This is a genomic window from Methanomassiliicoccales archaeon (assembly GCA_013415865.1).
GTDB lineage: Archaea > Thermoplasmatota > Thermoplasmata > Methanomassiliicoccales > UBA472 > MVRC01.
Genome location: CP058896.1, coordinates 50,890 through 63,170 on the forward strand (window position 1 = coordinate 50,890; position 12,281 = coordinate 63,170).

Below are 12,281 nucleotides of genomic sequence, written 5' to 3' on the forward strand. Positions count from 1 at the left end.
CTTATTCTCCAACAAAAACCTAAAAGAACAATGTCATGCATTAATCATATGCAGTTACAACTGGTACGTGATCTAGATTGAGGATTTTGGTCCTAAGCGTTGACAGGGATGATGACTTCGGGGCGAAGACAGGTCTCAACAGCCCCTTCATCGGAAGAGAGGAGAACGTGGAGGCGGCCTTAGCGCTAGGGATCAAAGATGCGGAGGACTCGGACGTCAACACTTGCTTGGCGGCCATTGGCATATACGATGAGATGATAAAAAAGGGGATAGACGCGCATATTGCCACCATCTGCGGGGACCCGAAGGTAGGATATGAGTCCGACATGGTGCTGGCCACCCAGCTGGAGACCGTGCTGGAAAGGATAAAGCCGGACAGGGTGATACTGGTTTCTGACGGTGCCGAGGACGAATATATCTATCCGATGGTCTTCTCTCGGGTCAAGGTAGACTCCGTAAGGAGGGTCTGGGTTAAACAGGCCCCGACAGTGGAGGGCACTTATTATATTTTAGTAAAAATGATGAAGGACGACAAGATAAGGAAGCGGATACTGACCCCTATCGCACTTATAATGTCAGTGGTAGGTGCGTTCGCCCTTATCCCGCGCTTCATCGAGCTCAGCGAGAATCCTGAGGACATAAACGTCCTTGCGAACATGACCTGGGGCATGTTGAGCCTGATTCTAGGGGTCTATCTTCTGGGATATGCGTATAAGGTAGGGGAAAGGACAAAGGCTTGGTTATACCGCACCGCGAATGCTGTAAGGTCTGGTAGCCAGATGATACCTTTTGCTATCTTCGCCATAATATTCTTCTTTATGGGGATATTCTTTGGATATGATTATGCTACGACCGACCCAGATGACGATCCGGTCGTCCAGGTGACCAAGTTCATGAACGGGGTCCTATGGCCATGGACGTTCTCAGCATTATCGTTCGAAACGGGCAGGTTCATAAATTACTATCTATCGAGATCGAAGGTCTATTGGCAGTATATGGTCGCCGCGGTCACAGTGCTCGCGACAGGTTTCATCGTGCAAGGTGCCTTAGATGCCACATTCTTCTTTTTAAAGGAGCCCAATGTGGGTGAGACGATGATCTTCTTAGAGTTCATAGCAGGATTCCTTCTGGCTGGATTTGGAGGGCTTCTCAACGTCACTTTGAGGAATGTGGCTGAGAAAAAAGGAGAGGACGTCTGCAACAAGGTGGAGACGATCGACTACCCCGAGGCCTGAGGTCAAAATGGATTTTGAGAGATGGGAGCCTTATTATCTCAGGATCTTGAGCGAGTTCGGGTATTCCCGAGCAGAGGATGAGAAGGCGGCTAGAATTATCGATTCGTTGGTTCCTGATGAGAATATCATATCGATCGAGGAGATCTGTATAAAGGATTGGTCGACCGTAAGTGTGCTAGGTGACGCACCTTCTCTATCAGATGCCCTAAAGAAAATGAAATTAAGGGGGATCATTGTTTCGGCCGGTCCCGCCACTGCGAGATCGCTTGAGCTTGGAATTATACCAGATCTATTTGTGACCGATCTTGATGGGCCTGTTGAGGCAGACATTAAGGCCAATGAGAAGGGCTCAATAGGGGTCATCCATGCTCATGGGGACAATATTGATCGGATCAAGACATATGCTGAAAGGTTTAGGAAGATACTATTGACGACCCAATCGGCCCCATTTGGCAGGCTCCATAACTTCGGGGGATTCACTGATGGGGACAGAGCTGTAATGATGGCCCGGCATTTAGGGGCAAAAACCATCGATCTCGTTGGATTTGATTTCGAGTCCCCAACATTAAAAGAAGGGTCAGAACCGAACACTAAGAGGAAGAAGCTCCAATGGGCGAAAAGACTGATATTTGAAGAAAATCCCGATGACGTGATCATAAGGATGGTCTAGTTCAAGTTGGACAGCGAAAGGTCTTCGCACAATATATAATGACCCTAAATGCACGGGCAAAAATAAAAAAATAATAAAAATGGATAATCCAGAATTATATTATTATATATAGTATATATATACAATATATAAATAATTAATTGTATATTTATATATTATGTGCAATTATAAAAAATATCCTGTTATCTTATATTAAGATAGATTATTATCAAGAATAAAATAAAATTTTTGTCATTATGTCAAGATTTTTCAATTTTGTTGATAAATATTACTTAAGAACAACAATCAAATCGCCTTTTACTGATTTTTTCCCTGCTGGCCATCAGATTTTTGTTCTCAAATTTCTCGCAACGTATATATAGCAACAAGCACCTTTATTGAATATCTCTCACTCAGTATTTTGAGAGTAAGGAGGAAAGTGAATGGAAGGAACGGGAATAAAAATGCCTGACGATAAACAAATGAAGAAGGGCAATAAAAATAAAATAATGGTGATGGCCGTTGTTGCAATTTTGATAATTGCAGCGATAGGAGCTGTTGTCATACTAAACAATAATAAGAAAGATATAAAATTGGACGTCACATCAGATGCAACGACGATTACGGCTGGAGAGAGAATTTATTTTGATGCCAGTAAAACCAGTGGCAATCCAAACAAATTCAATTGGAGGTTCGGTGACGGCATTGAAGTGAATACGACCGACGGCCTCATATCGCATGTTTATCAGTATCCTGGAAAATACCTGGTGGTTGTTAAAGCATCAAATGATGGTAAAAGTGCTGACAATCTTAAATCCCCAATATCAATAACAGTGAACAATCCAGACCCCCCATCCATACCAGATGATACAACGAAACCATATGTTGTCGTCGCGGTAAGTTGAACTCAGATCGCTTCTGGAACAACAGTTAGTTTCGATGCATCTGCGTCTCTTGGATATAAATATGGACAAGACCCAGACGTCTCATTAATCGAGAGCTTTTCCTGGGACTTTGGAGATGGCTCGCCTATGGTAATTGGGAATTTGTCAGTAGCTGGGGCAGTTGAACACACATATACTGGGAAAAACGTGATGTATGTTGCAGCGGTGACAATAACAAGCACTGAGGGAGCTTCCCAAAAATATCTTATAACGATAATTGTGAGAGAAGAGGGTGGAAGTGCTGGGAAGACAAAAACATTTGTCGAAGAGACAATAGGAGATCCAGATACACTAGATCCGGCTGTAGACTATGAAACAGCAGGAGGAGAGATACTTCAAAACGTCTATGAAACTTTGATCTGGTATGATAATGAAAGTGCATCAGTACTTAGACCAATGTTGGCAACCGAGGTTCCAACAGTCGAAAATGGAGGGATATCCCCAGATGGGTTAACTTACACTTTCCACTTGAGAGAAGGTGTTATGTTCCACAATGGGGAGATTATGACATCAGAGGACGTCGAGTATTCGATTGAAAGAGTATTGACTATTAACGATCCAAATGGTCCTGCATGGATGCTGGGTCAGGTAATGGTCAATAATTTTGACTATGGTATTGAGCTAAATGCAACAGAAATTGCAAACTCGGTCACATGCCCAGACTCTTCGACTGTCGTGTTCCATCTTGTGAAACCATACCCAGCTTTCATATATGTATTGGCTTTCACAGTGGGTTCGGTGATTTCAAAGAAATTTGTCGAGGAGCATGGAGGAGTCAAGGTAAACGAACAGAATGAGTATGTGAAATATCACACCTGTGGGACCGGTCCTTTCAAATTGGTCGTATGGAACTCTGGTGACAAGATTGTCCTTGAGAGGAATGATAACTATTGGAGACCTCCTGCAAAACTCAATGTGGTCATCATAAAGCAGGTAGCGGACTTCAACGCCAGACTATTGCACCTCCAGAACGGCGATGCTGATTGCATTTATGTTCCAAGAAAGTACATTCAGAGTGCAACAGGGCTGCCAAATACAAGGGTAGTTTCAGGATATGGCACATTCTCTATCGACTTCTTGGGAATGAACCAGGATATCAAGAGTTCAGATTTAGATATTGGTAACATTCCGGCAAATTTCTTTGCAGACGTCAATGTGAGAAAAGCCTTCGTTCATGCGTTTAATTATACCTTGTATTTGCAGAGTCAGATGCTGGGCACCGGTAAAATTGCAAACGGTCCGATTCCAGAAGGTATGGCATATTATGATAATACTACGCCAACATTTACTTTCGACCTGAATTTGGCGAAACAGTATCTTAAGAGTGCCATAAATCCGAACACGGGGAACAGTTGGTATGATGATGGTTTCACCATAACAGTGTTCTACAATTCGGGCAATACCGTCAGGCAGGGCGCAGCCGAAATACTAAAGGCGGGTTTGGAGTCCATAAACTCTAACATCCATGTTACCGTAACTCAGTTGGCCTGGCCGACCTATCTGAGCAATCTTTATGCAGGAAAGCTATCGATGTTCATGCTAGGTTGGGCTGTTGACTATGCGGATCCTGACGACTTTGTACAACCATTCCTTCACCAGAATGGAACTTATGGCGGTCCGCTCGGATTTAGCAACAATACTCTGACCAACATGGTGATGGAGGCCGCAATGGAACTCAATGCGACCTTACGTGCACAGCTCTATAAGGATATAACCAGGGCCTGCTATGATCAAGCATTATACCTATGGCTAGCCCAACCAACAAACTGGCACATTGAGCGTGATTGGGTATCTGGGTACTTCTTCAACCCCATGTATTCAGGCTTGGTGTTCTACACATACGACAAAAATGTATAAACCTTTTAATTTATTATTTTTTTATTTTATTATATATATTTATGCCATTCACCTGTAATTTATTATTTATCAATAAAAATCCTTTTATAGCATCAATCCTTTTTGTAGAAATGGTGCATCCAGTTGAGGCTAGGTACTTTCATTTTACGAAGACTTTTATTGTTGATCCCCGTATTGCTGGGGGTATCGATAATTGTTTTTGTATTGATGGGTTTCAGTGGAGACCGCTGGACAGCATATACCACATCAGATCATCCCAGTCAAAAACAAATATGGGCGATTGAAGAAAAATATCACCTAAATGATTCTACACCCGTCCAATATTATTATTGGATCAATGGGGTCGTTCATGGTGATTGGGGTTACTCAAAAACTGCCCGAGCACCAGTAACGGAAGCTATTGAAAAAAGGTTCCCTGTCACATTTGAACTTGCATTGGTAAGTACATTCATCGCAATTTTTGTAGGTGTAACAATTGGGACAATCTCTGCAATAAAAAGAAATAAACCGATAGACCACGTGGTGCGCTTTGTAGCATTGATAGGTGTATCAATACCGATATTTTGGTTGGCATTGTTATTATTACAAACCTTTTATTTAAATTTAGGTTTGGCTCCATTGGGTGGACGAATATCGTGGGAGTATGACCCTAACAATCCGTTATCTTCAAATCCAATTGAGCCCGTCACAAATTTCTATTTAATCGATTCTTTGTTAATGGGCGATCTCCACATATTTTTAGATGTGGTCTGGCATCTGATGCTTCCGTCGATATGTCTGTCTTTTGGAACCATAGCTATACTGACGAGGATAATGAGATCGAGCATGTTAGAAGTAATGAACATGGATTACGTAAAAACAGCTAGAGCTAAGGGCTTACCAGAAAGGATTGTGTTGAAAAAACATGCTAGAAGAAATGCATTGATACCAACAACAACTGTGATGGGCCTAGCGTTTGCAGGTTTGTTGAGCGGGGCCGTTATAACCGAGAGCATTTTTGGGTTACGAGGATTGGGTAAATGGTCTACTGATGCTTTATTAAATAACGACCAAGCTGCAATTCTTGGATTTACCATGCTAATAGCGATTACCGTGGTTTTAGCGAATCTCATTGTGGATATTATGTATGCCTTCCTTGACCCGAGAGTTAAACTGGAGTGAAAACATGGGCAAGAAAGAAAAGGTTAGTAAATTGGTATCGAAATTTTTTGATTCTATAATAAAATCATATACACCAAGAATCAGAGAATTAAGATTATCTATGTATTTGATGTCCAAAAGTTTATTGGCCATGTTAGGGCTTTGTATTGTTTTAGCCATGGTTCTTATTGCTATTTTTGCCCCGGTGTTGGCACCACCCCCAGAGGGTTGGACTGAAACCAATATCGTGCCAAAAAATTTTAATCAGGGCATAAGCCCGCCCGGCTCAACATATATAGATAATAATGGAGAAAAATATACGTATATTTTTGGTACAGGAGAGGATGGGTCAGATATTTATTATGGAGTTATTTGGGGAGCAAGAACATCCATATATATTTCTCTGATCGTGGTCGGATGTGCAGCGATTATTGGAATCGTATTGGGTGCAATTGCTGGTTATTATGGTGGCAAGCTCGACGAGATTTTAATGAGAGTAACTGATGTATTTTTGTCTATACCTGCATTAGTTCTAGCGATGGCGGTAATCGCAGTCCTCAAACCTTCTTTAGAAAACATAATCATATCTTTAGTGATTGTATGGTGGCCATCATATGCAAGATTGATCCGTGGTCAGGTATTGACCGTTCGGGAAAATACTTATGTCGAAGCAGCTATGGCGATAGGTGCAAAGAAAAATCGAATATTGTTCAAACACATATTGCCTAATGCAATTTCTCCCATGCTTGTCAGTGCAACAATGGACATCGGGTCCGTGGTACTCACTACATCTGGATTGAGCTATATTGGCTTTGCACCACCAGGTATTGCTGAGTGGGGAAGGATGGCTTCGGAAGGTGCTTCATACATTGTGGGATATATTGTTTATAACGGACATCAGTACAGCCCATACTGGATTATATTTTTCCCAGGAATGATGATATTCTTGTTTGTAATGGGATTCAACCTGTTGGGGGATGGGCTCAGGGACATATTGGACCCAAGGTTGAGGAGATGAATTTATGAGTCAAGAAAATATTATTGAGATCAATGATTTGTATATATCTTTTTACACCAGATCCGGTATCGTAAAAGCCATTGATGGCGTTAACCTCACTATTAAAAAAGGAGAAACACTAGGTTTGGTTGGAGAAACAGGTTGTGGTAAAAGTGTAACTGCAAATAGTATCATGAGACTAATCCCCCAACCGCCTGGAAAAATCGAAAATGGATCGATTTATTTTCTTCCCCCAAAGGGGGACCAAGCTGAAATTGAAGAGTTAGAAGAAAAAATCGATTCTATTAAGAAAATCATTCTTTCTGGCGATTACAAAGATTTGGAAAATTTAAATTCGGAGTTAAAGAGGCTCGAAGAGAACTTACAACGTAGCAAAGAGATTAACGCTTGTAAAGTTCAATTAGAAGAATATAAAAAACAACCGAGAAATGAGGAAATAAATAATAAAATTAAAAAAATCGAAAAGAAAATCGAAAAGCTCCTTGAGGAATATGATTTATTGAAACGATCCAAGGGATATATGCAACAAATTCGAGGTAAATATATATCGATGATTTTTCAAGAACCTATGAGTGCATTGAATCCAGTAATGACAGCTGGCGACCAGATAATGGAAGTATTATTGTTACACGATAGAAAACAACTTGCAATAGGTGCAATAAACCGGTTGGAAAAGGAATTGGACATATATGTTAGTAAGAAGAAGGTTACAAAAAGTAAAAATTCTAAAGGAGAATACGAGTGTGATAGATGTAAAGCAATTGTAATCGAAGGGCAGGATTACTGTCCTGGATGTGGTAATTATTTCGAGGTTAAACCTTTTAAAATAGTTAGGAAAAATTATTTAAAATATCAGCTAACGATTCTACGTCGTATTAAAAATAGGTCGAATAGTAGGATACTTTCATTTTTCAGTAAAAGGGAATTAAGACGAGAGGCTTTGGACCGTGCTGAACGGATGCTGAGACTTGTAAGAATTCCAGATCCTGAAACGGTGGCCAAATCATATCCTCATGAATTAAGTGGCGGAATGCAACAACGTGTAATGATTGCAATTGCTTTAGCTTGTAAACCTCAATTGTTAATTGCAGATGAACCTACAACAGCCCTCGATGTCACAATACAGGCTCAGATTTTAAAATTGATGAAAGATCTTCAGGAGGAGACTGGAACTGCAATATTACTAATTACTCATAATTTAGGAGTGGTCGCCGAAATATGTGATAGAGTTGGTGTTATGTATGCGGGGACCATGGCCGAAATCGGTCCAAAAATGAGTGTATTTAAAGAACCATTCCATCCTTATACTCAGGGTTTGATAAACTCGATTCCAAAAGTAACATCTGATATAGGTAGACTTGAGACGATTGAAGGTAATGTTCCAAACTTAATGAAACCGCCTTCCGGTTGCCGTTTCAACCCAAGATGCCCTTACTCGATGGAGATATGTTCTAAAGAAAAACCTTCCTTGGAAGAAATTCAACCAGGTCATTTTGTTGCTTGTCATCTTTATCGCAAGGTGAGAATATGAATGATGATGGTGAGATACTTATCGAAGCGAGATCCTTAAAAAAATATTTTCCAATAAGGGGAGGGTTTCTAAATCGAAGCATCGGTAGCATCAAAGCTGTTAACGATGTTACATTTCAAATTAGAAAAGGAGAAACATTGGGGTTGGTTGGCGAAAGTGGTTGTGGAAAGACCACTACAGGAAGATGCCTCCTTATGTTAACCAAACCAACTCAGGGCAATATTTATTATAAAATGCCAAAAGAAACTAGGAAAAAAATGCTGGAGCTCGAAGAAATTGAAGCGAAGCAAATGAACAATGGATCCTTTTCAAGTTCAATGAAAATAGATAAATATTATCCAAAAAATAAAATGAATAATAAACAACGCCATTCGAATCCCGAGATGGCCGAGTTGATCGAGATTCGAAAAAAATATTCATTGTTATATAAAGATGAAGAATCGATGAGAAGGACTAGAAGAGAAATGCAGATTGTGTTTCAGGACCCTTATTCCTCTTTAAATCCTCGAATGCTGGTAAAGGACATAATTGCGGAACCAATTTTAGTTCATGGTATATTGAACAACATAGAGGCCGCTCAAAGAGTTCAAGAATTGATGTTGAAGGTTGGATTAAATCCGGATTATATGTATAGATACCCTCATGAATTTTCTGGAGGACAAAGGCAAAGGATAGGGATAGCACGAGCCCTTGCCCTGAATCCAGATTTAATAGTATTAGATGAACCCACATCGGCCCTGGATGTCTCGGTTCAAGCCCAAATATTAAACTTGTTAACCGATCTACAGTCTGAGCTTGGCCTAACATATTTATTTATTTCTCATGATTTAAGCACCATAAGATATATGTGTGATAGGATTAATGTTATGTATCTGGGCAAGATTGTCGAGTCGGGGACAAAAGATCAAATTTTCAAAACCCCATTGCATCCTTATACCGAGGCTTTATTGTCAGTGATTCCAGTTCCAGACCCAGAGGTAAAACGTAACAAGATTGTTCTCAGTGGAGACGTCCCATCGCCATCAAACCCACCAAAAGGTTGTCATTTTCACACAAGATGTCGGTATAGACAAGAAATTTGTGAAGTTGAGGAACCATTATTGGAAGACAAAGGAAATGGTCATATGGTCGCCTGCCACTTCCGATGAGAACATGGCAAAGAAACGTATAATAACAATTAGGGAGGAATCCGACAAGGATGATTCATTTCAAGAACCAGAGGAAATGACCTGGGGACAATGGTTTAAATCCAAGCTCATTTTGTATTGGTTTGTAGTATTATCTTTGATGACAGGTTCGTTTGTTTCATTGGAGATCAACAGGAAAGAAAACCTTGATTTCAAGTATTTAATAATAGTAATATTCCTTTTAACGTTCAGTTTTATTCAAATTATTATATATTCAAAATTATGGGGAAAAAATGGTATTTGGAGATATCAAGGCTAGTGAAGTATTATTGAAATAATAAAGAATAAAGAATCATTATATCAACGTAGAGTGTTTCCCAGAATCGGGGCAAAACCTTGACCGTCGTCAGCATGGAGGATGTTATCTCAGCTTTGAAGAACACCCTCGGCAGGAAGGGTATGACGGAAGAGGACATCGTAAAACTGGCCGAGTATCTCATGAGCTTCTTCGGTTTTGAGGGAGAGGTCATCGATAACAGGTTGACATCCGAGGACCGTGATGTATTCTACATGCTCGAGGAGGAAGGATTCCTCACCACAACCCAGGAAGAGGTCCACCTAAAGAAGGGCAAACTTTGGAGGATCCACTACTGGATACTTAAAAAGGACCAGATATTGCGCCTGGCAAAGAGGTCGAAGGAGGAAAGGGCCGAATCGGATGATGCATCGGCAGTATATGCTCAGATGGGCGATGACATCTGGAAGGAAAGGAGGCCGTGACAGAAACCCTTTGGCTGGCAGCTATGTTTGAAATACCTAATTCTCCTTTTTTGCCTCAAGGTTTATCATGGTTAACGGCTACATAATAGCGCTTGTCGTATTGGTCGCATGGACGGCCCTTCTGTTCTATCTGAAGAAAAAGGATATCCTTCAGAAGTACAACATGTCGAACTGGGGCCCTTTCATCATGTGGAGGACACAGAAGGGGAAGGACCTCATAGAGAGGCTGTCCCGCCCAAAAAGGTTCTGGAACGGGTATGCAGCATTGTCAAAGGCGATCGTTGTCGTCACGATGGCCTTCATGGTAGGCCTACTTGTATGGGAGGCCTTCCTTGTATCGAGGATCCCGGCCGAGTCTGCGCCTGGTCCTGAGATGATGCTCGGACTTCCTGGCATCAATCCATTGATACCTATCTGGTATGGAATTTTAGGTCTGGTCATTGCGATCGTGGTGCATGAATATGCCCATGGGATATTGACAAGGGTGAGCGACATAGCCGTGAAATCCCTAGGTCTGGTCTTTGTCGTCTTCCCGATGGGGGCGTTCGTTGAACCGGACGAGGAGGCGATATCCAAGACCGCGAGGAAGAAAAGGATGAACATCTATGCCGTGGGGCCCGCGACCAACATCATTCTTGCCTTTTTATTTGCCTTCCTGTTCGCAAGCGTGGCAGTAGCATCGGTCGAACCTGTCGATGATGGGCCAGTGGTCCTTGGGGTCTTGAACGGATCTCCTGCAGATATGGCAGGCATAGGATATGGTTATCAAGTTCTCAAGCTCAATGGGGTGTACATCGATTCGATCGACTCCTGGTATAAGGCGCCATCAGTACAACCTGGTGACAATGTGACATTGACATATTATTACAAAGGAGAGGAAGGGGTAAGGACCGTAACGTCCGGGTTAATTTTGACAGGAGTATCATCTGGGCGTCCAGCTTATGAGGCAGGGATGAGATCGGGGATGATGATAGTCTCCTTGAACAACACTCCGATCAGGAATGACCAGGACCTGAAGGATGCCCTTGATAAAACTCAACCAGGGCAAAGGGTGAACGTCACGGTGTGGTCTTTCGATCCGACCTCTAATATTTGGTATGTAGAGGAAGGGATCACGAATGTAACCCTTGACAGCAAGCTCCAGTATTACAAGGACAACAATATCGCGATACCTGAGGATTTCAAGGACATCGGGTTCTTGGGGATCAATTCCGCCTATCTTGGGATCAGCGTCATGGAACCAAAGGAGATCCTCGCCTGGCTGAGGGACCCTTACGATGGGGTGACCGATGCTGGCGGGTTCTTCCAAGCGTCGCTTAGATACATCGCACTGCCGTTCTATGGCCTGGCACCGGTCGAATCACCATTGACAGACCTCTTCCAACCAACTGGTATGTTCGAATGGATGGGGGCAGGAATGTTCTGGACGTTCTCGAATTGTCTCTATTGGATCTTCTGGATCAACCTCATGGTAGGATTGACCAATGCCCTTCCAGCAGTACCAATGGACGGCGGTGTCATTTTCAAGGACGGGCTTGATGGCCTTATAATGAGGTTCAAGAAGAACGCGACAGAGGAGGAGAGGAAAGCTATAAGTGCGAGGATCGGTAAATTCGCGACCTTCATCGCATTGTTCATTCTCTTCTTGATCATCTGGCAGATGATCGGTCCTAGGATATTGGGATGAGATGGACACTAGCATCCCATTAAAACTTTCTTTTTTATTTCATGTTACATTCAGGGCATTTATCATAGTCCAGAGAACCAAAGTTAGAGAAGACCTCGTAGACACAGCCGCATCTGATGCACTTCTTAAAGGCTATAAATGGAGACCTGAACAGTTCGCATCTCAATACTCTGACCTCCGTGAGCTCCTGCTTTCTCAGACAGACATCTGCTATACAGTTGTCACATAGGCTCCTTCTTCTGATATTCACCCAACGGTGCTCACCGATCTGAACTTTCGTCAATCTCCTGCACCTTTTCGGTTATCATCTTGA

The 12,281-nt window shown here is 42.0% G+C and carries 12 protein-coding genes; 11 read left to right on the forward strand and 1 reads right to left on the reverse strand.

The genetic code is table 11. The features are described 5' to 3' along the window. Positions 1–77 precede the first annotated feature (77 nt). From HPY73_00245 to HPY73_00295, 11 genes are all read left to right on the forward strand, one after another. Positions 78–1,235, forward strand: coding sequence for a DUF373 family protein (locus HPY73_00245; GenBank protein QLH74035.1), 1,158 nt, complete (start codon positions 78–80; stop codon positions 1,233–1,235). A 7-nt stretch (positions 1,236–1,242) separates the two neighbouring features. Next, positions 1,243–1,905 carry a DUF115 domain-containing protein gene (locus HPY73_00250; protein ID QLH74036.1) on the forward strand — a complete coding sequence of 221 codons (663 nt, stop codon included), beginning with the start codon at positions 1,243–1,245 and terminating at the stop codon, positions 1,903–1,905. Positions 1,906–2,327: 422 nt separating this feature from the next. Beyond that, positions 2,328–2,789, forward strand: a complete 462-nt coding sequence (locus tag HPY73_00255) for a PKD domain-containing protein (protein QLH74037.1) — start codon at positions 2,328–2,330, stop codon at positions 2,787–2,789. A gap of 126 nt (positions 2,790–2,915) precedes the next feature. Continuing rightward, positions 2,916–4,685: an ABC transporter substrate-binding protein gene (locus HPY73_00260; protein QLH74038.1), complete on the forward strand. Its 1,770-nt coding sequence runs from the start codon at positions 2,916–2,918 to the stop codon at positions 4,683–4,685. Positions 4,686–4,808: 123 nt separating this feature from the next. Next, positions 4,809–5,846, forward strand: a complete 1,038-nt coding sequence (locus HPY73_00265) for an ABC transporter permease (protein QLH74039.1) — start codon at positions 4,809–4,811, stop codon at positions 5,844–5,846. A 4-nt stretch (positions 5,847–5,850) separates the two neighbouring features. After that, positions 5,851–6,843, forward strand: coding sequence for an ABC transporter permease (locus HPY73_00270; protein ID QLH74040.1), 993 nt, complete (start codon positions 5,851–5,853; stop codon positions 6,841–6,843). Positions 6,844–6,847: 4 nt separating this feature from the next. Continuing rightward, complete coding sequence (locus HPY73_00275; GenBank protein ID QLH74041.1) at positions 6,848–8,374, forward strand: ATP-binding cassette domain-containing protein; 1,527 nt, start codon at positions 6,848–6,850, stop codon at positions 8,372–8,374. Next, a complete protein-coding gene (locus HPY73_00280; protein QLH74042.1) occupies positions 8,371–9,522 on the forward strand; it encodes a dipeptide ABC transporter ATP-binding protein in 1,152 nt (383 codons plus the stop codon). The genes HPY73_00275 and HPY73_00280 overlap by 4 nt, the downstream gene beginning before the upstream one ends. 4 nt (positions 9,523–9,526) lie before the next feature. Next, complete coding sequence (locus HPY73_00285; GenBank protein ID QLH74043.1) at positions 9,527–9,820, forward strand: hypothetical protein; 294 nt, start codon at positions 9,527–9,529, stop codon at positions 9,818–9,820. A 77-nt stretch (positions 9,821–9,897) separates the two neighbouring features. Then, positions 9,898–10,281, forward strand: coding sequence for a hypothetical protein (locus HPY73_00290; protein QLH74044.1), 384 nt, complete (start codon positions 9,898–9,900; stop codon positions 10,279–10,281). Between the two features lie 67 nt (positions 10,282–10,348). After that, positions 10,349–11,968, forward strand: a complete 1,620-nt coding sequence (locus HPY73_00295; GenBank protein QLH74045.1) for a site-2 protease family protein — start codon at positions 10,349–10,351, stop codon at positions 11,966–11,968. Positions 11,969–12,002: 34 nt separating this feature from the next. Here the strand turns inward: HPY73_00295 and HPY73_00300 are convergent, their stop codons facing one another. Beyond that, positions 12,003–12,251, reverse strand: coding sequence for a hypothetical protein (locus HPY73_00300; GenBank protein ID QLH74046.1), 249 nt, complete (start codon positions 12,249–12,251; stop codon positions 12,003–12,005). Between the last annotated feature and the right edge of the window lie 30 nt (positions 12,252–12,281).